The sequence below is a fragment of the Burkholderia sp. BC1 genome, assembly GCF_052683555.1.
This window is the reverse complement of record NZ_JBQYLP010000079.1, coordinates 1-22,600: the sequence shown is the minus strand read 5'-3', so window position 1 is coordinate 22,600 and position 22,600 is coordinate 1. Positions and strand designations below refer to the sequence as shown.

The 22,600-nt window shown below is 67.2% G+C and carries 22 protein-coding genes, 1 tRNA gene and 2 pseudogenes; 19 read left to right on the top strand and 6 right to left on the bottom strand.

The annotated features are described in order from the left end of the window. The 16 genes and pseudogenes from ACSHSS_RS26285 to ACSHSS_RS26210 form a co-directional block, all read left to right on the top strand. The coding region (locus ACSHSS_RS26285; RefSeq protein ID WP_445545724.1) for an LrgB family protein at window positions 1-221 on the top strand (221 nt) is incomplete at its 5' end. 78 nt (window positions 222-299) lie between these two features. After that, window positions 300-833: a flagellar basal body-associated protein FliL gene (gene fliL / locus ACSHSS_RS26280; RefSeq protein WP_012212444.1), complete on the top strand. Its 534-nt coding sequence runs from the start codon at window positions 300-302 to the stop codon at window positions 831-833. Window positions 834-855: 22 nt separating this feature from the next. After that, window positions 856-1,854: a flagellar motor switch protein FliM gene (fliM, locus tag ACSHSS_RS26275; protein ID WP_006401714.1), complete on the top strand. Its 999-nt coding sequence runs from the start codon at window positions 856-858 to the stop codon at window positions 1,852-1,854. Beyond that, window positions 1,847-2,326, top strand: coding sequence for a flagellar motor switch protein FliN (fliN, locus tag ACSHSS_RS26270; protein ID WP_006401715.1), 480 nt, complete (start codon window positions 1,847-1,849; stop codon window positions 2,324-2,326). Before fliM ends, fliN begins: the two co-directional genes overlap by 8 nt. Next, entirely contained in the window at window positions 2,323-2,898 is a 576-nt protein-coding gene (gene fliO, locus ACSHSS_RS26265) for a flagellar biosynthetic protein FliO (protein ID WP_060111009.1), read from the top strand. Before fliN ends, fliO begins: the two co-directional genes overlap by 4 nt. A 41-nt stretch (window positions 2,899-2,939) precedes the next feature. After that, window positions 2,940-3,701, top strand: coding sequence for a flagellar type III secretion system pore protein FliP (gene fliP, locus ACSHSS_RS26260; RefSeq protein WP_006407289.1), 762 nt, complete (start codon window positions 2,940-2,942; stop codon window positions 3,699-3,701). A gap of 16 nt (window positions 3,702-3,717) precedes the next feature. Next, window positions 3,718-3,990, top strand: a complete 273-nt coding sequence (fliQ, locus tag ACSHSS_RS26255; RefSeq protein WP_212161209.1) for a flagellar biosynthesis protein FliQ — start codon at window positions 3,718-3,720, stop codon at window positions 3,988-3,990. A 23-nt stretch (window positions 3,991-4,013) separates the two neighbouring features. Next, on the top strand, window positions 4,014-4,796 hold the full coding sequence (fliR, locus tag ACSHSS_RS26250; protein WP_006401719.1) for a flagellar biosynthetic protein FliR: 783 nt from the start codon (window positions 4,014-4,016) through the stop codon (window positions 4,794-4,796). 198 nt (window positions 4,797-4,994) lie between these two features. Next, entirely contained in the window at window positions 4,995-5,999 is a 1,005-nt protein-coding gene (locus ACSHSS_RS26245; RefSeq protein ID WP_212161213.1) for an ABC transporter substrate-binding protein, read from the top strand. 107 nt (window positions 6,000-6,106) lie between these two features. Continuing rightward, window positions 6,107-6,904 carry an ABC transporter ATP-binding protein gene (locus ACSHSS_RS26240; protein ID WP_006407286.1) on the top strand — a complete coding sequence of 266 codons (798 nt, stop codon included), beginning with the start codon at window positions 6,107-6,109 and terminating at the stop codon, window positions 6,902-6,904. Window positions 6,905-6,920: 16 nt separating this feature from the next. Then, window positions 6,921-7,778, top strand: coding sequence for an ABC transporter permease (locus tag ACSHSS_RS26235; protein WP_212161217.1), 858 nt, complete (start codon window positions 6,921-6,923; stop codon window positions 7,776-7,778). Window positions 7,779-7,863: 85 nt separating this feature from the next. Next, on the top strand, window positions 7,864-9,231 hold the full coding sequence (locus tag ACSHSS_RS26230; RefSeq protein WP_212161221.1) for a sensor histidine kinase: 1,368 nt from the start codon (window positions 7,864-7,866) through the stop codon (window positions 9,229-9,231). Between the two features lie 13 nt (window positions 9,232-9,244). Next, window positions 9,245-9,922, top strand: coding sequence for a response regulator (locus tag ACSHSS_RS26225; protein WP_006401724.1), 678 nt, complete (start codon window positions 9,245-9,247; stop codon window positions 9,920-9,922). Between the two features lie 113 nt (window positions 9,923-10,035). Next, window positions 10,036-10,212 (top strand): annotated as a pseudogene (locus tag ACSHSS_RS26220) (porin); the annotation flags it as partial. A gap of 339 nt (window positions 10,213-10,551) precedes the next feature. Beyond that, window positions 10,552-12,570: a site-specific DNA-methyltransferase gene (locus ACSHSS_RS26215; RefSeq protein ID WP_212161226.1), complete on the top strand. Its 2,019-nt coding sequence runs from the start codon at window positions 10,552-10,554 to the stop codon at window positions 12,568-12,570. Next, a complete protein-coding gene (locus ACSHSS_RS26210; protein ID WP_212161231.1) occupies window positions 12,570-15,596 on the top strand; it encodes a type III restriction-modification system endonuclease in 3,027 nt (1,008 codons plus the stop codon). Before ACSHSS_RS26215 ends, ACSHSS_RS26210 begins: the two co-directional genes overlap by 1 nt. A gap of 221 nt (window positions 15,597-15,817) precedes the next feature. On the opposite strand, the gene ACSHSS_RS26205 is transcribed toward ACSHSS_RS26210, so the two are convergent. From ACSHSS_RS26205 to egtB, 5 genes are all read right to left on the bottom strand, one after another. Next, window positions 15,818-16,183, bottom strand: coding sequence for a hypothetical protein (locus ACSHSS_RS26205; RefSeq protein ID WP_105841721.1), 366 nt, complete (start codon window positions 16,181-16,183; stop codon window positions 15,818-15,820). Window positions 16,184-16,381: 198 nt separating this feature from the next. After that, window positions 16,382-16,636, bottom strand: a complete 255-nt coding sequence (locus tag ACSHSS_RS26200) for a hypothetical protein (protein ID WP_054316200.1) — start codon at window positions 16,634-16,636, stop codon at window positions 16,382-16,384. A gap of 53 nt (window positions 16,637-16,689) precedes the next feature. Continuing rightward, a complete protein-coding gene (locus ACSHSS_RS26195) occupies window positions 16,690-16,980 on the bottom strand; it encodes a hypothetical protein (protein WP_006401730.1) in 291 nt (96 codons plus the stop codon). 244 nt (window positions 16,981-17,224) lie between these two features. Further along, complete coding sequence (gene egtD, locus ACSHSS_RS26190) at window positions 17,225-18,238, bottom strand: L-histidine N(alpha)-methyltransferase (RefSeq protein WP_048805487.1); 1,014 nt, start codon at window positions 18,236-18,238, stop codon at window positions 17,225-17,227. Then, window positions 18,222-19,436: an ergothioneine biosynthesis protein EgtB gene (gene egtB / locus ACSHSS_RS26185; protein ID WP_212161234.1), complete on the bottom strand. Its 1,215-nt coding sequence runs from the start codon at window positions 19,434-19,436 to the stop codon at window positions 18,222-18,224. The genes egtD and egtB overlap by 17 nt, the downstream gene beginning before the upstream one ends. A gap of 626 nt (window positions 19,437-20,062) precedes the next feature. On the opposite strand from egtB, the gene ACSHSS_RS26180 reads away from it, so the two are divergent. Together ACSHSS_RS26180 and ACSHSS_RS26175 are read left to right on the top strand one after the other, a co-directional pair. Further along, entirely contained in the window at window positions 20,063-20,536 is a 474-nt protein-coding gene (locus tag ACSHSS_RS26180; protein WP_212161237.1) for a carboxymuconolactone decarboxylase family protein, read from the top strand. Beyond that, a complete protein-coding gene (locus ACSHSS_RS26175) occupies window positions 20,536-21,405 on the top strand; it encodes a sigma-70 family RNA polymerase sigma factor (protein WP_212161242.1) in 870 nt (289 codons plus the stop codon). The genes ACSHSS_RS26180 and ACSHSS_RS26175 overlap by 1 nt, the downstream gene beginning before the upstream one ends. 147 nt (window positions 21,406-21,552) lie before the next feature. On the opposite strand, the gene ACSHSS_RS26170 is transcribed toward ACSHSS_RS26175, so the two are convergent. Continuing rightward, window positions 21,553-21,629: transfer RNA gene (locus ACSHSS_RS26170), tRNA-Val, on the bottom strand. Between the two features lie 665 nt (window positions 21,630-22,294). Between ACSHSS_RS26170 and ACSHSS_RS26165 the strand changes: the two are divergent. Continuing rightward, window positions 22,295-22,528 (top strand): annotated as a pseudogene (locus ACSHSS_RS26165) (Imm72 family immunity protein); the annotation flags it as partial. Window positions 22,529-22,600: the final 72 nt, after the last annotated feature.

Below are 22,600 nucleotides of genomic sequence, written 5' to 3'. Positions count from 1 at the left end.
GCATCTGCGGGATGCTGCTCGGCGAGATCGTGCTCGCGCTCGTGCCGATGCGCACGCGGCTCGCGCGCGGCGCGCTGTTCGGTGCGGCCGCGCACGGCGTCGGCACCGCGAAGGCGCGCGAGATCGGCAGCGAGGAAGGCGTCGTGTCGAGCCTCACGATGATGATCGCGGGCGTCGCGATGGTGCTGATCGCGCCGCTGCTGTCGCGGCTGCCGATCTGACGCGCGCCGACAATCGGCTGAGATAGCCGCAAATCCCCCCTCTTTTCCGCCCATCGGGCGCGGCCCGGATGCCGAACAATGCATGCTACGAGTCATCACGCACGCATTCACATGGCCTCCACGACCGCAAATCCGCCCGCCGACAAACCGGCTTCGTCCGGCAAGTTCAAGCGCATCGCGCTGATCGCCGTCATCGCGCTCGGCGCGGCCGCGGCTGCCGCGGCCGGCATGTACGTGTTCATGGGCCGGCAGGGCGCGACCCACGCGAGCGCCGCCGAGCCGGCGCCGCTTGCCGCGCCCGTGTTCTTCCCGCTCGATCCGCTGACCGTGAACCTGCAGTCCGACGACGGCGTCCAGCATTACCTGCGCGTCGGGCTGTCGCTCAAGCTCACCGACCCGAAGGCGCAGGAGCAGCTGACCGCCCGGATGCCCGAGATCCGCAGCCGCGTGCTGCTCGCGCTGTCGAACAAGCATCCCGAGGACATCGCGACGCCCGACGGCAAGCAGGCGCTCGCGCAGCAGCTGCGCAACCTGATCGAGGAGCCGACGCAGCCGGGCAACCAGCGCACGAAGGTCGACGACGTGCTGTTTACCGAATTCGTCGTCCAGTAACGCGGCCGCGAAAGGAGCGCGCATGGGCCACGAAGAATTCATGTCGCAGGAGGAGGTCGATGCCCTCCTCAAAGGCGTCACGGGCGAATCCGACACGGTCGACGAAGAGCGCGACACGGCGGGCGTGCGCCCGTACAACATCGCGACGCAGGAGCGCATCGTCCGCGGCCGGATGCCCGGCCTCGAGATCATCAACGACCGCTTCGCGCGGCTGCTGCGGATCGGCATCTTCAACTTCATGCGGCGCACGGCGGAAATCTCCGTCAGCCAGGTGAAGGTGCAGAAGTACAGCGAATTCACGCGCAACCTGCCGATTCCGACGAACCTGAACCTCGTGCACGTGAAGCCGCTGCGCGGCACGTCGCTGTTCGTGTTCGATCCGAACCTCGTGTTCTTCGTCGTCGACAACCTGTTCGGCGGCGACGGGCGCTTCCATACGCGCGTCGAGGGGCGTGACTTCACCGCGACCGAGCAGCGCATCATCGGCAAGCTGCTGAACCTCGTGTTCGAGCACTACACGGTCGCGTGGAAGAGCGTGCGGCCGCTGCAGTTCGAATTCGTCCGCTCGGAAATGCACACGCAGTTCGCGAACGTCGCGACGCCGAACGAGATCGTGATCGTCACGCAGTTCTCGATCGAGTTCGGGCCGACCGGCGGCACGCTGCACATCTGCATGCCCTATTCGATGATCGAGCCGATCCGCGACGTGCTGAGCTCGCCGATCCAGGGCGAGGCGCTCGAAGTCGACCGCCGCTGGGTACGCGTGCTGTCGCAGCAGGTGCAGGCCGCCGAAGTCGAGCTGACCGCGGATCTCGCCGAGATCCCGACGACCTTCGAGAAGATCCTGAACCTGCGCGCGGGCGACGTGCTGCCGCTCGACATCGCGGACACGATCACCGCGAAGGTCGACGGCGTGCCCGTGATGGAATGCGGCTACGGGATTTTCAATGGCCAATATGCGCTGCGCGTGCAGAAGATGATCAGCGCGAGCGACACGATGAAGGAAGGTGGATATGACTGAGCTGAACCCGACGCCGGAACTCGACCCGCAGGCGCTCGCCGATGCCGCGCTGGCGGACTCCGCGGGCGCGCAGCAGGCGGCCGACGCCGATCCGGCAATGGACGACTGGGCCGCGGCGCTCGCCGAGCAGAACCATCAGCCGGTGCAGGCCGGCGCCACGGGCGCGGGCGTGTTCCAGCCGCTGTCGAAGGCCGCGGCCAGCTCGACGCACAACGACATCGAGATGATCCTCGATATCCCGGTCAAGATGACCGTGGAACTCGGCCGCACGAAGATCGCGATCCGCAATCTGCTGCAGCTCGCGCAGGGCTCGGTCGTCGAGCTCGACGGGCTCGCCGGCGAGCCGATGGACGTGCTCGTGAACGGCTGTCTGATCGCGCAGGGCGAGGTCGTCGTCGTCAACGACAAGTTCGGGATCCGGCTGACCGACATCATCACGCCGTCCGAACGCATCCGGAAGCTGAATCGATGAGCGTCGCGCCGTCCGGCCGCCGCGCTGCGTTCGCGGCCGCGGCCGCCTGTGCGGCGTCGGCCGTCGGCATGCCGGCGTGCGCCGCCGATCTGAACGCCGTCAATCACGCGGGCGCGATCGCGTCGAGCGTGGTGGTCGGTTCGGCCGCACCGTCGCTCGGCGTCGGCGCGGTGCTGCAGACGCTGGTCGGGCTCGCGGTCGTGATCGGCCTCGTGTTCGGCTGCGCCTGGCTCGCGCGCCGCTTCGGCTTCCAGCCGGCACGGCGCGGCGGCCCGCTGAAGCTCGTATCCAGCGTCGCGGTCGGCGCGAAGGAAAGCGCGACGATCGTCGAGATCGGCGATACGTGGCTCGTGCTCGGCGTCGCGCCGGGCAACGTGCGGCTGCTGCATACGCTGCCGGCCGGTTCCGCCGCGGTCGCGTCGACGGACGCAGCCGCCGGCATCGCGCCGTCCGGGCGCGCTGCGCCGGGCACGGGCGGCCCGTCCGTCAACGGCGCGTCGTTCGGTGTGCGCTTTCGCGACGCGCTCGCCGGCGAAGCGGCGAAGCGCCTCGGGCGCGGCAAGGAGCGCTGACATGCGCGCGCGCCGTCGCTGTTCCCTCTTTCTGTAATCCGATGAACCACGTTTTCCTGCGCCGCGCCGCGCGCATCGCGCCCGCGCTGCTTCTCGGCCTCGCCCCCGCGCTTGCGTGCGCGCAGGCGGCCGGCCTGCCCGCGTTCAACGCGAGCCCGGGCCCGAACGGCGGCACGACCTATTCGCTGAGCGTGCAGACGATGCTGCTGCTCACGATGCTGTCGTTCCTGCCGGCGATGGTGCTGATGATGACGAGCTTCACGCGGATCATCATCGTGCTGTCGCTGCTGCGCCAGGCGCTCGGCACCGCGACGACGCCGCCGAACCAGGTGCTCGTCGGCCTCGCGCTGTTCCTCACGTTCTTCGTGATGTCGCCGGTGCTCGACCGCGCGTACACCGACGGCTACAAACCGTTCTCGGACGGCACGCTGCCGATGGAACAGGCCGTGCAGCGCGGCGTCGCGCCGTTCAAGGGCTTCATGCTGAAGCAGACGCGCGAGACCGATCTCGCGCTGTTCGCGAAGATCTCGAAGGCCGCGCCGATGCAGGGGCCCGAGGACGTGCCGCTGTCGCTGCTGGTGCCCGCGTTCGTCACGAGCGAACTGAAGACCGGCTTTCAGATCGGCTTCACGATCTTCATCCCGTTCCTGATCATCGACATGGTCGTCGCGAGCGTGCTGATGTCGATGGGGATGATGATGGTGTCGCCGTCGACCGTGTCGCTGCCGTTCAAGCTGATGCTGTTCGTGCTCGTCGACGGCTGGCAGCTGCTGATCGGCTCGCTCGCGCAGAGCTTCACGTAAGCGACGGAGGCCCGCAATGACGCCCGAACAGGTGATGACGCTCGCGCACCAGGCGACGATGGTCGGCCTGCTGCTCGCCGCCCCGCTGCTGCTGGTCGCGCTCGCGGTCGGCCTCGTCGTGAGCCTGTTTCAGGCCGCGACGCAGATCAACGAAGCGACGCTCTCGTTCATCCCGAAGCTGCTCGCCGTCGCCGCGACGCTCGTGATCGCCGGCCCGTGGATGCTGACGACGATGCTCGACTACCTGCGGCAGACGCTTCTGCACGTCGCGACGCTCGGCGCCGGCTGAGCGGCGCGCGACGCCCGATTCCGATGTTCTCGGTTACCTATGCGCAGCTCAACGGCTGGCTGACCGCGTTCCTGTGGCCGTTCGTGCGGATGCTCGCGCTCGTCGCGACCGCGCCGGTGGTCGGACACGCGTCGGTGCCCGCGCGCGTGAAGATCGGCGTCGCCGCGTTCATGGCGCTGATCGTCGCGCCGACGCTCGGGCCGATGCCGGCCGTCACCGTGTTTTCCGCAGAGGGTATCTGGATCGTCGTCACGCAGTTCCTGATCGGCACCGCGATGGGCTTCACGATGCAGATCGTGTTCGCGGCCGTCGAGGCGGCCGGCGACTTCATCGGGCTGTCGATGGGGCTCGGCTTCGCGACTTTCTTCGATCCGCATTCGAGCGGCGCGACGCCCGTGATGGGACGGTTTCTGAACGCGGTCGCGATGCTCGCGTTTCTCGCGGTGGACGGGCATCTGCAGGTGCTGGCCGCGTTGACGGCGTCGTTCCAGTCGCTGCCGGTATCGGCCGACCTGCTGCATGCGCCGGGCTGGCGCACGCTCGCGACGTTCGGCGCGACCGTGTTCGGGATGGGGCTGCTGCTCGCGCTGCCGGTCGTCGCGGCGCTCTTGATCGCGAACCTGGCGCTCGGGATTCTGAACCGTGCGGCGCCGCAGATCGGCGTGTTCCAGGTCGGCTTCCCGGTCACGATGCTGGTCGGGCTGTTGCTCGTGCAACTGATGGTGCCGAACCTCGTACCGTTCGTGTCGCGGCTGTTCGACATGGGGCTCGATGCGATCGGGCGGGTCGTGCTGGGGTGGCGTTGAGGCGGTGAGGGGCGGCGAATGCGACGCGCTTGGCGCCGCCGGCCGGCCGCTCGACCGCACCGGTGCCCCCAATTGCTGGAAAACCCCTAAACGAATCGCTTCCCCGTGAAAGGTTGCGGAAGGTTTCGCGTTCCTATACTCGATGCGACGATGCAGCAAGCATCGCGCCACACGAATACAACGAACGGAGACGACCCGATGCGACCCATCCTGCGCACCTTCGCCGTCGCAGCCAGCCTGAGCTGCGCGCTCGCCGCGCACCCCGCCCTCGCCGACGACGGCGGCAAGATCACCATCATGGTCGGCGGGATCGCGAAGCTGATCTATCTGCCCGCGCGCCTCACGCAGGAACTCGGCTACTTCAAGGCCGAAGGGCTCGACGTCGAGCTGCTGTCGCAGCCGGCCGGCGTCGACGCGGAGAACGAGCTGCTCGCGGGCGCCGTGCAGGCCGTCGTCGGCTTCTACGACCATACGATCGACCTGCAGAGCAAGGGCAAGGACGTGAAGGCGATCGCCGTGTTCGGCCAGGTGCCGGGCGAGGTCGAGATGGTGTCGACGAAGGCCGCGCCGACGTTCAAGTCGATGGCCGACGCGAAGGGCAAGACGCTCGGCGTGACGGGCCTCGGCTCGTCGACGAGCTTCCTCACGCAGTATCTGGCGCTGCAGCACGGCGTGCCGTCGACGCAGTACACGATGCTGCCGGTCGGCGCCGACGCGAGCTTCATCGCCGCGATCAAGCAGGGCCGCATCGACGCCGGGATGACGACCGAGCCGACCGTGTCCGCGCTCGAGAAGATGGGCGACGCGAAGGTGCTGGTCGACATGCGCACCGTGGAAGGCACGCGCGCGGCGCTCGGCGGCACCTATCCGGCCGCGAGTCTCTACGTGCAGTCCGCATGGGCGGATTCGCACAAGGCGCAGGCGACCAAGCTCGCGCATGCGTTCGCGAAGACGATGCAGTTCATCCATACGCACAGCGCCGAGGAAATCGCCGCGAAGATGCCGGCCGACTACCAGAAGGACAAGGCGCTGTACGTCGCCGCGCTGAAGGCGTCGCTGCCGATGTACACCGCCGACGGGAAGATGCCGGCCGACGGCCCGGCGACCGTGCTGAAGGTGCTGTCCGCGTTCAATCCGTCGGTGAAGGGCAAGCACATCGATCTCGCGCGCACCTACACGAACGAATTCGTCGCCGCGAAGTAGACGCAGGTTCGCGCGCGGGCGGCCCGAGCGTCGCCGCGCGCGCCGTTCCGGCCCGGCTGGCCGGCCAGGCGCCGCTTAGGCGCCCTCTTCACGCGCAGGACAATGCGATGAACCAGGCAGTTTCCGCGAGCACGCCGGCGATCGAGTTTCGCAACGTGTCGTGCCGCTTCATTTCACCGGAAGGCAAGGCGACCGTCGCGCTGCGCGAGTTCAGCATGAGCGTCGCGCGCGGCGAGTTCATCGCGATCGTCGGGCCGACCGGCTGCGGCAAGTCGACGACGCTGAACCTGATCACCGGGCTGCTCAAGCCCGCGTCGGGCGAAGTGCGCGTGATGGGCCGCCCCGTCGACGGCATCGATCCGCGCATCGGCTTCGTGTTCCAGGCCGACGCCGTATTCCCGTGGCGCAACGTGATCGACAACGTCGCGGCCGGCCCGCTGTTTCGCGGCCGCTCGAAAGACGTCGCGTATGCGCAGGCCGAGGAATGGATCCGCAAGGTCGGCCTCGACAAGTTCACCAAGCACTACCCGCATCAGCTCTCCGGCGGGATGCGCAAGCGCGTCGCGCTCGCGCAGACCTTCATCAATCAGCCGGAGATCCTGCTGATGGACGAGCCGTTCTCCGCGCTCGACATGCAGACGCGCACGCTGATGCAGGACGAGCTGCTGCAGCTCTGGTCGGCGAACAAGGGCTCCGTCGTGTTCGTCACGCACGATCTCGAGGAAGCGATCGCGCTCGCCGATCGCGTGTTCGTGCTGACCGCACGCCCGGCGACGCTCAAGCGCGTGTATTCGATCGACCTGCCGCGCCCGCGCGTCATGTCGGAGGTGCGCTACGACGCGCGCTTCATCGAGATTTCGAAGGACATCTGGCACGACCTGCGCGAAGAAGTGCAGATCGGCTGACAGCAAGGACAGGAGCATGACCGACATGACGCTTCCCCCTACCGCCCTGCCGGCGACGTCGCTCGAGGACGACGAGCGCGCCGCGCAACGCCGGCTGCGCCGCCGGCGCACGCTGATCGTCACGCTGCGGATCGCCGTGCTCGTCGTCGTGCTCGGCGGCTGGGAGCTCGCCGCGCGGCTGAAGTGGATCGATCCGTTCTTCTTCTCGATGCCGTCGCTGATCTTCGATCAGATCCGCGACTGGTTCGTGAACGGCACCTCGCAGGGCCCGCTGCTCACGCAGGTCTGGGTCACGCTCGAGGAGACGGCGATCGGCTTCCTGATCGGCTCGGTCGCCGGCGTGATCTGCGGGATCGTGCTCGGCCGCAACAAGCTGATGGCCGACGTGTTCGGGCTGTACATCCAGATCGCCAACTCGATTCCGCGCGTCGTGCTCGGCTCGGTCTTCGTGATCGCGCTCGGCCTCGGGATGGCATCGAAGATCGCGCTCGCGGTCGTGATGGTGTTCTTCGTCGTGTTCGGCAATGCGTTCCAGGGCGTGCGCGAAGCCGACCGCTACCTGATCGCGAACGCGCAGATTCTCGGCGCCTCGCGCCGGCAGATCACGACGGCCGTCGTGATTCCGTCCGCGCTCAGCTGGATTCTCGCGAGCCTGCACGTGAGCTTCGGCTTCGCGCTCGTCGGTGCGGTGGTCGGCGAATTCCTGGGTTCCAAACAGGGGATCGGCCTGCTAATCTCCACCGCCCAGGGCGCGTTCAACGCGAGCGGCGTGTTCGCGGCGATGATCGTGCTGGCCGTGGTCGCGCTCGCCGCCGACTATCTGCTCACCTGGGTCGAGAAACGGCTACTGAAGTGGCGCCCCGCCGCATGCTGAGCGCCGCCGTCACGTAGAACACGACACCGCCACCGCGCCGGCCGCCCCGGCGCGGCGGCGTTTCGAGCACAAGGAGCGACGATCGATGGCGCACAGCCTGCGCGGCCGGCTGCTGTGGTGGCTGCTGCTGCCGCTCGCGGTGTTCGTGCTGATCGCGGCCGCGATGGCCTACGACGCCGCGCGGCGCACCGCCGATCTCGTGCAGGACAGCACGCTCGTCGCGTCCGCACGTACGATCGGCGAGGACATCGAGTGGCGCAACGGACTGCCCGTCGCCGACGTGCCGCCCGCCGCGCTCGAAATCTTCGAATCGCCGTCGCGCGATTCGGTGTTCTACAAGGTGATCGACAGCGACGGCCGTCTGCTGGCCGGCAATCCTGCGCTCGACGTCGTCGCGCGGCACGGCGCCGAGCCCGTCGCATACGACACGACGCTCGACGGCACGCGCTTGCGCGCCGTTGCCTACGACCGCCAGCTGTACGACGAAGGCCAGGTCGATACGGTGACGGTCGTCGTCGCGAAGACGACGCGCTCGCGCAACGCAATGGTCGCGACGATCTGGCGGCCTCAGCTCATGCGGCTCGCGCTGATGCTGGTGCTCGCAGTCGTGCTCGTCTATCTCGGCCTCACATTCGAGCTGCGGCCGCTGATGAAGCTGAAGGACGATGTCGCCGATCGCGGGCCGATGGAGCTGGAGCCGATCCGTCCGGAACGATTGCAGCATGAGCTGCGGCCGATCGTCGACGCGATCAATCAGTGCATCGCGCGGCTGAACACGCACACGGCGACGCAGCGGCGCTTCATCGCCGATGCCGCGCACCAGCTGCGCACGCCGATCGCGGTGCTCGACACGCAGATCCAGTACGCGCAGCAGCGCGGCCACGACGATCGCGAACTCGCGTCGGTGCTCGACAGCATGCAGCGCAGCAGCCGCAAGATGGCCGACGTGACCGACAAGCTGCTGCTGCTCGCACATGCGGAAGCGACGCCGTCGACGCTGTTGACGCAGCGCGTCGATCTGGCCACGCTCGTGTCGAGCGTGCTCGAGGAGACGATCGTGCTCGCGCAGCGGCGCGACATCGATCTCGGTGCGGAGCTCGGCGAGCGGCTCGACGTCGCGGGCAGCGGCAGCCTGCTGAGTGCGCTCGTGACGAATCTCGTCGACAATGCGGTGCGCTACACGCAGCCGGGCGGCTGTGTGACCGTAGCCGCGCGGCGCGACGGCGACACGGTCGTGCTCGACGTGATCGACGACGGCCCCGGCATTCCGGCGGAAGCGCGGCCGCACGTGTTCAAGCGCTTCTACCGCGTGTCGTCCGACACGGAAGGCTCGGGGCTCGGCCTCGCGATCGTCAGCGAGATCGCGCAGGCGCACGGCGGCAGCGCGACGCTCGCGCCGGGCCCCGGCAACCGCGGCGTCGTCGTGACGGTGCGGCTGCCTGCGTACGATTGAAGAGAACGCTGCGATGAAACTCCTGTTGGTCGAAGACAATGCCGAACTCGCGCACTGGATCGTGAACCTCTTGCGCGGCGAGGATTTCGCGGTCGACTGCGTCGGCGACGGCGAACGCGCGGACACCGTGCTGAAGACGGAGCGCTACGACGCGGTGCTGCTCGACATGCGGCTGCCGGGCATCAGCGGCAAGGAGGTGCTCGCGCGGCTGCGGCGCCGCAACGACAACGTACCGGTGCTGATGCTGACCGCGCACGGGTCCGTCGACGACAAGGTCGACTGCTTCGGCGCCGGCGCCGACGACTACGTCGTCAAGCCGTTCGAGTCGCGCGAGCTGGTCGCGCGGATTCGCGCGCTGATCCGGCGACAGGCCGGCGTCGGCTCGACGCAGCTCGTGTGCGGCGACCTCGTCTATGCGTTCGGCACACGCGAATTCCGCTGCGGCGACGCGCCGCTCATGCTGCGCCGACGCGAGCATGCGATCCTCGAAACGCTGATGCTGCAGCAGAACAAGACGGTGTCGAAGGCGCGGCTGATGGACAGCGTGTTCGCGCTCGACGACGAACCGAGCGCGGATGCGATCGATATCTACATCCATCGGTTGCGCAAGCATCTGGCCGCGAGCAGCGCGGAGATCATCACGCTGCGCGGGCTCGGTTACATCCTTCGCGCGAAGGCCGGCATGGCGTGAGCGTTTCTCGTGCGGGGCACTGGCGCGGCGCACCACATGCCGGCTGTTTCTCCGTTTCGCATCGGTTCGCACGCCCAATCGTCGACAGCGCCCTATGTTGCGCGCGCGCTCGCGTCCGAAACGGCTTTGACGAGACGCTGTACGCATCGGTGTTCTATCACCTGAGCAAGCGCACCGAGCTGTATCTGGCCGGCGACTATATGAAGCTGCACGGCGGGTATAAGGTCGCGTCGACGTTCGGCTCGAACAACCAGCTCGAACTGACGACGGGTATTCGGACGCGGTTCTGATCGTCGCGCGGCGATCCGCGCGGGGCCCGTCGTGCCCGGTCGTCATCGCTCGGGAGGACTTCACGTGGGCACGCCGGCGCCTGGCGCCGACCGTGCCCTTTTTTTCGTCTTACACGGCGCGGGTTGCCGCCGCGCTCCCACCCGAGCCTGCGGCCACCGCGCCGATCGGCCGCGCGGCCCGTCCGGCGGGCGATCGCGCGCAATCGGCGGCCGCGGCGCGCACATCAACGCTTGACCTGCGCCGACCGACTCGCTAGCGTTTCGGGTTTGCCCGGGCGGCCGTTGCCGCCGATGCCGCGGCCGCGCCCGACGTTGCCGGCGCGGGCGGCCGGGCCCCCGATGGAAAAGACGATGCAGAAACTCGATGCGGCGAACCCGCTGGCGATGTCGACCGATTTCACGGCCGACAACGTCGCGCGCCTGAAGGCGCTGTTCCCCGAACTCGTGACCGAAGGCCCGGAAGGCGTATCGGTCAACGTCGACGTGCTGAAGACGCTGGTCGGCGACCGCACGGTCAGCGACGCCGACGAGCGCTACGGCTTTCACTGGCACGGCAAGCGCGACGCGCGCCAGGCCGCGCTGACGCCCTCGACCGGCACACTGCGGCCCTGCCTCGACGACAGCGTCGCATGGGACGACACGCGCCATCTGATGATCGAGGGCGACAACCTCGACGTGATGAAGCTGCTGCACAAGAGCTATGCAGGCAAGGTGAAGCTCGTCTATATCGATCCCCCGTACAACACGGGCAACGACTTCGTGTACGCGGACGATTTCAGCGACAGCATCCGCCACTACCTCGCGATGACGGGGCAGACCGAAGGCGGCGTGAAGCGCAGCACGAACACCGAGGCGAACGGCCGGTTCCACACCGACTGGCTGAACATGATGTATCCGCGGCTGAAGCTCGCGCACGCGCTGCTGTCCGAAGAAGGGCTGATCGTTGTGCATATCGACGAGCACGAAGTGCACGCGCTCGTGCTGATGCTGCGCGAGATCTTCGGCGAGGAGAACGAGCTCGGCGTCGCCGTGTGGGACAAGCGCAATCCGAAGGGCGACGCGCGCGGCATCGCCTACCAGCACGAGTCGCTCGTGCTGTTCGCGCGCAATGCGGAAACGCTGCTCGAGCGCGCGCCGCTGAAACGGCCGAAGCGCAACGCGCAGCGCATGCTCGACGCCGCGCACGACGCGATGTACCGCAGCGGCACGCCGAAGGATGCGGCGAAGGCCTACCGCGCGTGGGTGAAGGCACAGACGAACCTGTCGGGCGGCGAGGCGATGTACGACCGGCTGTCGGAAGACGGGCGCGTGTACCGTCTCGTGTCGATGGCGTGGCCGAACAAGAAGAAGGCGCCCGACGAATACTTCACGCCGCTGCTCCACCCGGTCACCGGCAAGCCGTGCGCGATGCCCGCGCGCGGCTGGCGCAATCCGCCGGCGACGATGCAGGCGCTGCTCGAGCGCGGGCAGATCGAGTTCGGCCCCGACGAAACCACGCAGCCGCAGCGCATCTACTATCTCGACGAAAACATGTACGAGAACGTGCCGTCGGTGCTGCCGTTCGGCGGTTCGGACGACGCGCTGCTGAAGGCGCTCGGGATTCCGTTCGAGCAGCCGAAGCCGGTCGACTTCGCGGCGGCCGTGATCGGCTGGTGCACGCGCGGCGACGACATCGTGCTCGACTGCTTCGCGGGCTCCGGCTCGACCGGCCACGCGGTGATGCAGGTGAACGCGACCGACGGCGGCGCGCGCCGCTACATCCTCGTGCAGCTGCCCGAACCGCTCGATCGCCGCGACAAGACGCAGCAGGCCGCCGCCGATTTCTGCGCGAAGCTGAAAAAGCCGGCGACGCTCGCGGAAGTGACGAAAGAGCGTCTGCGTCGCGCGGCGCAGCAGGTCGCGCGCGACTATCCGGAAAGCTATGGCGACCTCGGTTTTCGCGTGTACCGGCTCGACACGACGAACGTGATCGAGTGGGATCCGCGCCGCGACGATTTCGACCATGCGCTGTTCGCCTCGGTCGAGCACGTGAAGACCGGCCGCACCGACGACGACCTGCTCGCCGAACTGACGCTGAAGCTCGGCCTCGACCTGTGCACGCCGGTCGAGCATCACACGATCGCCGGCAAGACCGTGCATCTGATCGGGCGCGAGATCGTCGCGTGCTTCGACGCGCGCGTATCGCGCGACGACGCCGAGCCGCTCGCCGACGGGATCGTCGCCCTGCTCGACGCGAGCGGCGCGACGCGCGACGTCACGTGCCTGTTCCGCGACAGCGGCTTCGTCGACGACGTCGCGAAGCTCAATCTCGCCGCGCTGCTCGAACAGCACGGCGTAAAGCGCGTGCGGAGCCTGTGATGCGGCTGCACTTCGAAGCGGACCTCGACTATCAGCGCGATGCGATCGACGCCGTCTGCGACCTGTTTCGCGGCCAGGAATCGTATCGCGGCGACTTCAGCGTGCTCGCGAGCGCGGCGCCCGGCACGACGGCCGCTGCGCAAGGCTCGCTCGGCTTCGCGATGTCGGAGCGCGGCGTCGGCAACCGGCTGTCGCTGACCGACGACGCACTCGCGCGCAACCTCGCCGACGTGCAGCTACGCGGCGGGCTGCCGCCGTCCGGCTCGCCGGGCTCGCGCGACTTCACGGTCGAGATGGAGACCGGCACCGGCAAGACTTACGTGTATCTGCGCACGATCTTCGAGCTGAACCGCCGCTACGGCTTCACGAAGTTCGTGATCGTCGTGCCGTCGATCGCGATCAAGGAAGGCGTGCACAAGACGCTCTCGATCACCGAGGATCACTTCCGCGCGCTCTACGCGGGCGTGCCCTACGACTACTTCCTGTACGACTCCGCGAAGCTCGGCCAGGTGCGCCACTTCGCGGCGAGCGCGACGATCCAGATCATGGTGATGACGGTCGCCGCGATCAACAAGAAGGAAGTCAACAACCTCTACAAGGACAGCGAGAAGACCGGCGGCGAGAAGCCGATCGACCTGATCCGCGCGACGCGGCCGATCGTGATCGTCGACGAGCCGCAGAGCGTCGACGGCGGGCTCGAAGGGCGCGGCCGCGAGGCGCTGGCCGCGATGGACCCGCTCTGCACGCTGCGCTATTCGGCCACGCACGTCGACCGTCATCACATGGTGTACCGGCTCGACGCGGTCGACGCGTACGAGCGCAAGCTCGTCAAGCAGATCGAGATCGCCTCGGCGATCGTCGAGGATGCGCACAACAAGCCGTACGTGCGGCTCGTCGGCGTGTCGAACCGGCGCGGCGCGATCAGCGCGCGTCTCGAGCTCGACGTCGCGACCGCGAACGGCGTGAAGCGCCAGCTCGTGTCGGCCACCGACGGCGACGATCTCGAACGCCTGACGAAGCGCGCGCTCTACGCGGGGCTGCGCATCGGCGAGGTGCATGCGGTCAAGGGCGCCGAATACGTCGAGCTGCGGCATCCGGAAGGCGAAACGTTCCTGTCGCTCGGCGAGGCGTTCGGCGACATCGACACGCTCGCCGTGCAGCGCGAGATGATCCGCCGCACGATCCGCGAGCATCTGGACAAGGAGCTGCGTCTCGCCGAGCGCGGCGTGAAAGTGCTGTCGCTGTTCTTCGTCGATTCGGTCGAACGGTATCGGCGCTACGACGAGAACGGGATGCCGGTCAAAGGCGAATACGCGCTGATCTTCGAAGAGGAATACGCGCGCGCGGCGCGCGTGCCGGCGTATCGCGCGCTGTTCGACGGCGTCGACATCGCGCGCGAGGTCGAACGTGCGCACAACGGCTACTTCTCGATCGACCGCAAGGGCGGCTGGACCGACACGAGCGAAAGCAGCGCCGTCGCGCGCGAGAACGCGGAACGCGCGTACGGGCTCATCATGCGCGAGAAGGAAGCGTTGCTGTCGTTCGACACGCCGCTGAAGTTCATCTTCTCGCACTCGGCGCTGAAGGAAGGCTGGGACAACCCGAACGTATTCCAGATCTGCACGCTGCGCGACATCCAGACCGAGCGCGAGCGCCGCCAGACGCTCGGGCGCGGGCTGCGCCTCGCGGTCGACCAGGACGGCGAACGCGTGCGCGATCCGGGCGTCAACACGTTGACCGTGATCGCGACCGAGCGCTACGAGTCGTTCGCGGAGAACCTGCAGAAGGAAATCGAGGCCGACACCGGCATCCGCTTCGGGATCGTCGAGCAGCACCAGTTCGCCGCGCTGCCCGTGCAGGAAGGCGACGGGCCCGCGCATGCGCTCGGCATCGAGCTGTCGCGCGTGCTGTGGACGCATCTGCACGAACAAGGCTACGTCGACGCGCAGGGCAAGGTGCTCGACCGGCTGAAGGACGCGCTGCGGCAAAGCGCGCTCGTGCTGCCCGACGCGTTCGAGTCGCTGCGCGCGCCGATCGTCGCGACGCTGCGCAAGCTGTCGGGCCGCTTCGCGGTGCGCAATGCCGACGAGCGCCGCGCGATCGCGCTGCGGCGCGATGCATCGGGCAAGGCCGTCGTGTTCGGCGACGATTTCCGCGCGCTGTGGGACCGCATCCGCCATCGCACCGTCTATCGCGTCGATTTCGACAATGCGAAGCTCGTGCGCGACTGCGCGGCCGCGCTGCGCGACGCGCCCGACATCGCACGCGCACGCCTGCAATGGCGCAAGGCCGAGATCGACATCGGCAAGTCGGGCGTCGAGGCGATCGAGGTCGGCGGCGCCGGCACCGTGCTGATCGACGAGGGCGAACTGCCGCTGCCCGACCTGCTCACCGAATTGCAGGACCGCACGCAGCTCACGCGCCGCTCGCTTGCGACGATCCTCGCGGACAGCGGTCGTCTCGACGATTTCCGCGTGAATCCGCAGCAGTTCATCGCAGTCGCGGCCGATGCGATCAATCGCTGCAAGCGGCTCGCGCTCGTCGCGGGCATCGCGTACCGGAAGCTCGGCGATCGCCACGTGCATGCGCTCGAATCGTTCGAGAGCGAGGCGCTGACCGGCTATCTACGCAACCTGCGGCTCGAGGCGCGCAAGTCGATCCACGAGGCCGTCGTCTGCGAGACCGACGCGGAACGCGCATTCGCGGACGCGCTCGAGGCGCACGACGGCGTGAAGCTGTATGCAAAGCTGCCCGCGTGGTTCCGCGTCGCGACGCCGCTCGGCAGCTATCACCCGGACTGGGCGGTGCTCGCCGAGCAGGACGGCGGCGAGCGGCTGTACTTCGTCGTCGATACGCCGAATGCGGACGGCGATACGCCGACCGAGCACGAGCGCGCGAAGCTCGCCTGCGGCGAAGCGCATTTCCGTGCGCTGGCCGATGGCGACGATGCGGCGCGGTTCGTGCGCGTCCGGCACGTCGACGCGCTGTTCGACGCCGCTGCGGCGTCGACGCGCACGGCGCGGTAAGGCGAACGGCGGCGGCAACGCTGTCGCTGCCGACGGGACGCACGACTGGAACAGGCACGCACGTGTCGCGGCGCGTGTCGGCATGAAACGAGCGTCGCATCTGCACAACGCGACGCACGACCAAAGGGCGCACGCCCCGAATGCACGATGAGCCGGATGCGATTCCGGCGCCGCCATGCAATTCGGACGTGCGCCCTTCCCTTTTCTCCTGCAGGCCGCCGTTACAGCGTCGTCTTACCGAACGCGTTGCGCTTCGTATGCTTGCCGTGCGACGTCGTGTGCGCGGCATGGCCGTGCGTATGCCCGCGCCCCGGCTGCGTGCCGGCGCGATCGGCGATCGTGTCGGAGCGATCGGCCGCACGCGCAAGGCCCTTGTCGCGATCGCCCGCATGAAAGCCGTTCGAATTGCTCAGCGCTGCGCCGCTCATGTGGCCGCCCGACATGCCGCCCGCATTGCCGCCGGAACCGCCCGCGCCGTGGCCACCGCCATTCCCGCCGCCGTTGCCGCCGGCCGCTGCGTGTGCGCAGACCGTACCGAGCGCGAGCAGCGCGGCTGCCAGCACGGACAGATATCGTTGTTTTTTCATCGAGTGCTCCTCGCTTGTGTGCGTTCGAGTGACTGCATTCTAGGAATGCAAGCGTGCGGCGTGCATCGCGACGTTGTAAATGATCGTAACGACGCGCGTTGCATGCTTTGATAGGACGAATACGCCGAAGCCGGCGATTAGCGGAGAAGAAAAGTGAAAGGCGGAAGCGGCGCCCTTCCGCCTCGTGGCTGCGCTGACTTACTGCTTCGGCGGGGCCGACTGAGCGCGTTCGTTGCGCTGCTCGGCCTGCTCCTGCGCGTGCTTCTTCGCCATGTGATGGCCGACCACGCAGCCGCCCACAGCGCCTGCCACCGCGTGGTGGCCCGCATAGTGGCCGGCGACGCCGCCGACCACCGCCCCTTTCATGCAGCCCGCCGCGTGCGCGCTGCCGATCGTTGCGAGCGCAACGACAGCGGCGGCGGCACAGGTGCGGAAACTTCGAATCGACATCATCCGATTACGCTCCTGTCGTATCGATCAGGCTCGACCGGCGAGCCGGCCGTCGTTCAGTCCCAGCGGCCGCCGCGCCAGCCGCGGTCGCGCTCGCGCCATTCGTGTTCGCGCCACTCGTGACGACGCCATTCACGTTCGCGCCATTCGCGCGCCCGCCAGTCGTCGTAGCGATAGCCGACCGGCGCATACGCGACGGGTGGCGGCGCCACGTAGACCGGTGCCGGCGCCGTGTAGACGCCCGGCACGCCGATGCCGACCGACAGATCGACGTGGGCCGATGCCACGCCCGACGCGGCAAGCGCCGCTACACCGATAACCGCACCGAGAAGAAGTTTCTTGCTCATCTCGCGACTCCCTGCACGTATGTCGTGCTTCGTGTGAATACGGTTTGGAGTCTAGGCAAGCCGCGCGGATACAGGTGAAACCGGTGTGCGAGACCGGTAACGGGCGTTTACGGTCGCCGGCAAGTACTTGTCGCTAAAGGAAAAAACGGCCGTGCGTCGCGCGTGGCACACGCGCATTGGCATGCGTAATGCGTCGCCGGGGCGGCCGCACAGCACGACGGCCGCCCCGGCGACGGGCTCGAATTCACGCGCGAATATCGTCGACGCTGCGCAGCCAGTGCACGCTGAACAGCCGGTCCGCGTCGGTCCACACCGTATCGGGCACGAACCCGGCGCGTCGCGCGATCGCGCGAAAGCCGTCGATCGTGAACTTGTACGAGTTCTCGGTGTGGATGCGTTCGCCCGCATCGAAATGAAACACGTGACCGCGCACCTGCACCGTTTGCGCGACGTCGCTGACGAGATGCATCTCGATGCGCTGGCGCTGCGGATCGTAGAACGCGCAGTGCGAGAACGCATCGAGATCGAAGTCCGCGCCGAGCTCGGCGTTCGCGCGCGCGAGCAGGTTCAGGTTGAAGCGTGCGGTCACGCCCTGCGCGTCGTTGTAGGCGTCGTGCAGCACGCGCTCGTCCTTCACGAGGTCCGCGCCGACCAGCAGGCCGCCGCCGCGCAGCAGTTGCGCCGCATCGCGCAGGAACGCGTCGGCTTCTTCCGGCGAGAAGTTGCCGATCGTCGAGCCCGGAAAAAAGCCGATGCGCCGCCGCGGCGTCGCGGTGAGTTCCGCGAGCTGTTCGGCCTTCGTGTAGTCGGCCGCGATCGGCGCGACGTCGAGCCACGGATATTCGGCGCGCAACCGCGCGGCCGCGCCGTGCAGATAGTCTGCCGAGATGTCGATCGGCACGTAGCGCAGCGGCGCGTTGGCGCCGTGCGCGGCGAACGCGTCGAGCAGGATGCGGATCTTCTCGAGCGAGCCTGCGCCGAACTCGACGATGTCCGCGTGCGGGCCGACGCGCTGTACGATCTCCGCGGCACGCGCGCGTAGGATCCCGAGTTCGGTGCGCGTCGGGTAATACTCCGGCAGTTCGCAGATGCGATCGAACAGCGCCGAGCCCGTCGCATCGTAGAAGTATTTCGGCGGGATGCTGCGCGGCGTGCGCGACAGTCCGTCGATCAGGTCGCGCTCGAACGCGCTCGGCCGCACTTCGCGGGCGGGTGGCTGGCCACCGGTCGTGGCCGTCAGGTCAGACGTCTCGCGCAAGTCGAACTCCCGTGAATTGCCAGCGCGCAGCCGGCGGAAAGAAATTGCGGTACGTCGGCCGCTCATGGCCCGGCGGCGTCGCGATGCTGCTGCCGCGCAGGACCTGCTGGCCGACCATGAACTTGCCGTTGTATTCGGCCGCGACACCGGCAAGCGGCCGGAAGCCCGGATACGGCTCGTACGACGAACGCGTCCACTGCCATACGTGGCCGAGCATCTGCCGGATGCCGTCCGCGCCGAACGCGGCTTCCCATTCGAATTCCGTCGGCAGCCGCGCGCCCGCCCATTCCGCGTACGCGGCCGCTTCATAGAAGCTCACGTGACAGACCGGTGCGTCGGGCGCGAGTGCCTCGACGCCGTGCAGCCCGAACGTGCGCCATCCGTGCGCGGCTGCGTCGTCGGCGATCCAGTACGCGGGCGCTTGCCATCCTTCGCGCTGCACCGTCGCCCAGCCGTCCGACAGCCAGTATTCCGGGCGCGCATAGCCGCCGTCGGCGACGAACGCCGCGAATTCGGCATTCGTGACGAGCCGGTTCGCGATCTCGTACGGCCGCACGAGCGCCGTATGACGCGGCCGCTCGTTGTCGAACGAGAACGCATCGCCGCCGTGACCGATGTCGACGAGCCCGCCCGGCCGATGCAGCCAGCGCAGCGGCCCTGCATCGCCTGCGGCGAGCGCCTGCGTGTCGGCATCGGTGCGCGGGCGGTAGGCCGGCTTCAGCGGGTTGCACGAGAACGCGTGCAGCATGTCGGTGACGATCAGTTCCTGGTGCTGCTGCTCGTGATGCAGGCCGAGTTCGATCTCGGGCGCGATCGTATCGAGCAGCGACGGATCCGCGCCGGCGAGCGCGTTCAGCATCGCTTCGTCGACGTACTGCCGGTACGCGTGCACTTCGTCGAGCGACGGGCGCGTGAGCAGCCCGCGCTGCGGACGCGGATGACGCGGGCCGAGCGCTTCGTAGTAGGAATTGAAGAGGAACTGGAAGGCGTCGTTGAACGGCGTGTAGCCGTGCACGCGACGCATCAGCACGACCGTTTCGAAGAACCACGTCGTATGCGCGAGATGCCACTTCGTCGGGCTCGCGTCGGGCATCGACTGCACGGCCTGGTCTTCGGCGGACAGCGTCGCCGTCAACGCGATGCTATGGGCGCGCACGTCCTGATAACGGCGCTGAAGCTGGGATGCAAGGAGGCTCATCGGTTTACCGTCCACGTCGCAATTCGCTGCGTTGCGTTGCCGGAAAAAGGAAAGCCTCGCGCTCGATTGCGCGCGGCTGACGTGCGACCTTCGGTGCTGCGTCCATCGGGCAGCCGGCGCGCGCGCCGGGCCGCAGAAGCGGCGTCAGTCCATCTGCCCGTGCAGAACAGTATGGTCCAGAAATGTGAAGGTCGCGAATCGGATTGCGCGGAAAGTGGAGTCGAAAGAAATTTGAAAGCATGCGTCGGTGTGCGTGCGGCAATGACGGCGAGCCGCTATCGCTCATGCGGCGGCCCGCGCGGACGATCGCAATGCGCATGCCCGTTCGGCCGCCTGCTGACGCCTTCTGACACCGAAGCGGCGATCGTCTTCGCGCTGACGTGCATGCGGCGTGGTTTCGCGAATGCCTTCGCGCGCCGCGACAGCGTTCCCGCGGGCCGGTGGACGGGTGCCTTCCGTCATTCGGATCCGCCGGTGCATGTTGGAACCGCCGCACGCATCGCTTTCGGTTTCCCCTCCTCGGCCTCTCGATCGTCACGCGCATTGAAAAATTTTTCGTCGGGATGTCACACGGGCCGGGTGCTCGCTCGTCATGTCATCGGAACCCACACGAAAGGAGAAGGACCATGACCGCGAAACTCAATCCGTTTGCCGTTGCGCCTGCACTGATGAAGGACTGGATGGCCGTATCGGTCGCCGCGGCCGGAAGCCTCGAGCCGACGCTGATCGAGCTCGTGAAGATCCGCGCATCGCAGATCAACGCGTGCGCGAACTGTCTTAACATGCACACCGTCGAAGCGCGCGCGCAAGGCGAGACCGAGCAGCGGATCAACCTGCTCGCCGCGTGGCGCGAGGCGCCCTGCTACACCGACCGCGAACGCGCGGCGCTCGGCTGGACCGATGCGCTGACGCGACTGTCCGAAGGCCATGCGCACGACGCCGCGTATGCCGAGCTGAATGCGCACTTTACGCAGGAGGAACAGGTGAAGCTCACGCTGATGATCAACGTGATCAACGGCTGGAACCGGCTGGCCGTCGGCTTCGGGCTATGGGTCGACCCGGCCGAGGCGAAGGCCGCCACCGCGAAGATGGTGGCGTGATGACGAACGTCGATCCGGCGGACACGATGGCCGACGCGGCCGCGAGCTTCGATCCGCTGCGCCGGATGCTGATTCGCGTCGCGTACCGGATGCTCGGGTCCGTCGCCGATGCGGAGGACGTCGTGCAGGACGCGTTCATACGCTGGATCGACGTCGACCGCACCGAGATCCGCGTGCCCGAGGCGTTCCTGCGGCGGATGGTGATGCGGCTGTGTCTCGATCATCTGAAGTCGGCGCGGCATCGGCGCGAAACGTACGTCGGCCCGTGGCTGCCCGAACCCGTCGTCGACGAAGACGAACAGGAAGACGTGACGTTGCCGCTGATGCTCGCGCTCGAACGGCTTTCGCCGCTCGAGCGTGCGGCGTTTTTGCTGCACGACGTGTTCGGGCTCGAGTTCGACGAAGTCGCCGCGACGATCCAGCGCGAGCCCGCTGCGTGCCGGCAGCTCGCCGCGCGTGCACGCACGCATGTGCGTGAGGCGCGGCCGCGGTTTCGCGTCGACAAGCAGCGCGGAATCGAACTCGCGGAAGCCTTCTTCGCGGCGTCGCGCAGCGGCGACATGCGCACGCTCGGCGCGATGCTCGCCGAAGACGTGAGCCTGCATTCGGACGGCGGCGGCAAGCGCACGGCCGCAGCCAAACCGGTGTTCGGGTTCGAGCGCGTAATGAAGGTGCACACGCACCTGGCCGAGCTGTTCGCGACGCAGGCGTCGATGCTCGTGCGGGCAGGCTTCATCAACGGCCTGCCCGGTTTCGTCACGCGCGAAGCCGACGGCGAGCTGCAGACGACGGCGCTCGAGATCGAGGACGGCAAGATCGTCGCGATCTACGTCGTGCGCAATCCGGACAAGCTGAAGCATCTGCATTGATGCGCGCCGGTGCGGTGCCGAAGCGCAAATGCAATATGCGATGCGGAAAAGAAAAACGCCACGCGAACCTGCCGCGTGGCGTTTGATCATTTGGCGAGCCGGATTGCATGAAGCAATGCGTGCTGCCGGACCCCTTCGATTATTCGTTGGTAGGCTCGATTGGATTCGAACCAACGACCCCCACCATGTCAAGGTGGTGCTCTAACCAACTGAGCTACGAGCCTAAGAAGCCGCGAATTATAGAGAGGGTTTGCGAGTAGCACAAGCCCTTTCGTGAAAATTTTTTGACGCGCGTGGTGAGGACGGGCGCGGTGCGATGCGGGAGCGCGGACGATGGTGCGGTCTGCCTACGGATGTGCGGGCACAGCGCGACGAGTCGGTGTCGTCACGTTATCCACATTGGGCTCTGGATAACCATTCGGCAAGCCTCTGGATTCACAGTGGAGCGATTGAGGATAGGTTCGCGAAGCTGTGAATCGCCGAAAAGTTGTTCTGTGCTGCACAGAGCTGTGCACGCGCATCGCGTGCGGTTATGCATTGCGCTTCGAGTTGACAATTCAGTGCGTTACGGAGGTTATCCACTGTGATGCGGAGGGCTTGTTAACTATCACTACGTATGTATACGAACTCTGTTAACACCTTTGGATAAGCACAGTCCGGCGACTGTGATTCGAGCAGGTTGTGCACGGGGTGCGGTGGACGTGTTCGTCGATGTGCGAGTCGTCACGTTGGCTAGATGGCTCGGCGTTCGCTCGAGGCGGCTGTGCGACGAATGCTGCGGGACAAATGGCGCGCGGCCCTTCGGCTTGTCGACAGCGGTTTCCATGCGACTCGGGACATTGGTGACCGGATCGCACCGGGGGCGATGAGGAAACTGAACGCGATGCGGAAGTTGCTGGGCGTCCTGCCCATCGGCCATCGCCGTTTGCGCAACAACGGCTGCTTCAATTACTTCATTCGCGACATCCGCGCGCCGAAGCTGAGGGATAACGACCTCGGACTACCCGTCAAGACACACTGGCGGCTGTTATGGGAAGACAAGCGATATACGGACGGCGTCATTCCCGACGAATCGGGGTATTTCCTTGAGGGACCACAGCCGAATCGCGATATCGTCGCGTAGGTCCGGACCAACGGTTTGATGGGGCCTGTCAGGAATTTTGTGTTTAAGGCATAACATGCTCCCAAGGAGAGT

Excerpts from the sequence above, each read along its gene's own strand:
- ACSHSS_RS26240 (WP_006407286.1), top strand. The coding sequence starts at position 6,107 with ATGAACCAGGCAGTTTCCGCGAGCACGCCGGCGATCGAGTTTCGCAAC.
- ACSHSS_RS26175 (WP_212161242.1), top strand. The coding sequence starts at position 20,536 with ATGACGAACGTCGATCCGGCGGACACGATGGCCGACGCGGCCGCGAGC.
- egtB (WP_212161234.1), bottom strand. The coding sequence starts at position 19,436 with ATGAGCCTCCTTGCATCCCAGCTTCAGCGCCGTTATCAGGACGTGCGC.
- ACSHSS_RS26210 (WP_212161231.1), top strand. The coding sequence starts at position 12,570 with ATGCGGCTGCACTTCGAAGCGGACCTCGACTATCAGCGCGATGCGATC.
- ACSHSS_RS26195 (WP_006401730.1), bottom strand. The coding sequence starts at position 16,980 with ATGAGCAAGAAACTTCTTCTCGGTGCGGTTATCGGTGTAGCGGCGCTT.
- ACSHSS_RS26215 (WP_212161226.1), top strand. The coding sequence starts at position 10,552 with ATGGAAAAGACGATGCAGAAACTCGATGCGGCGAACCCGCTGGCGATG.
- fliR (WP_006401719.1), top strand. The coding sequence starts at position 4,014 with ATGTTCTCGGTTACCTATGCGCAGCTCAACGGCTGGCTGACCGCGTTC.
- fliO (WP_060111009.1), top strand. The coding sequence starts at position 2,323 with ATGAGCGTCGCGCCGTCCGGCCGCCGCGCTGCGTTCGCGGCCGCGGCC.
- ACSHSS_RS26245 (WP_212161213.1), top strand. The coding sequence starts at position 4,995 with ATGCGACCCATCCTGCGCACCTTCGCCGTCGCAGCCAGCCTGAGCTGC.
- fliL (WP_012212444.1), top strand. The coding sequence starts at position 300 with ATGCATGCTACGAGTCATCACGCACGCATTCACATGGCCTCCACGACC.
- ACSHSS_RS26205 (WP_105841721.1), bottom strand. The coding sequence starts at position 16,183 with ATGAAAAAACAACGATATCTGTCCGTGCTGGCAGCCGCGCTGCTCGCG.
- ACSHSS_RS26235 (WP_212161217.1), top strand. The coding sequence starts at position 6,921 with ATGACCGACATGACGCTTCCCCCTACCGCCCTGCCGGCGACGTCGCTC.
- fliP (WP_006407289.1), top strand. The coding sequence starts at position 2,940 with ATGAACCACGTTTTCCTGCGCCGCGCCGCGCGCATCGCGCCCGCGCTG.
- ACSHSS_RS26230 (WP_212161221.1), top strand. The coding sequence starts at position 7,864 with ATGGCGCACAGCCTGCGCGGCCGGCTGCTGTGGTGGCTGCTGCTGCCG.
- fliM (WP_006401714.1), top strand. The coding sequence starts at position 856 with ATGGGCCACGAAGAATTCATGTCGCAGGAGGAGGTCGATGCCCTCCTC.
- fliN (WP_006401715.1), top strand. The coding sequence starts at position 1,847 with ATGACTGAGCTGAACCCGACGCCGGAACTCGACCCGCAGGCGCTCGCC.
- fliQ (WP_212161209.1), top strand. The coding sequence starts at position 3,718 with ATGACGCCCGAACAGGTGATGACGCTCGCGCACCAGGCGACGATGGTC.
- ACSHSS_RS26225 (WP_006401724.1), top strand. The coding sequence starts at position 9,245 with ATGAAACTCCTGTTGGTCGAAGACAATGCCGAACTCGCGCACTGGATC.
- ACSHSS_RS26180 (WP_212161237.1), top strand. The coding sequence starts at position 20,063 with ATGACCGCGAAACTCAATCCGTTTGCCGTTGCGCCTGCACTGATGAAG.
- ACSHSS_RS26200 (WP_054316200.1), bottom strand. The coding sequence starts at position 16,636 with ATGATGTCGATTCGAAGTTTCCGCACCTGTGCCGCCGCCGCTGTCGTT.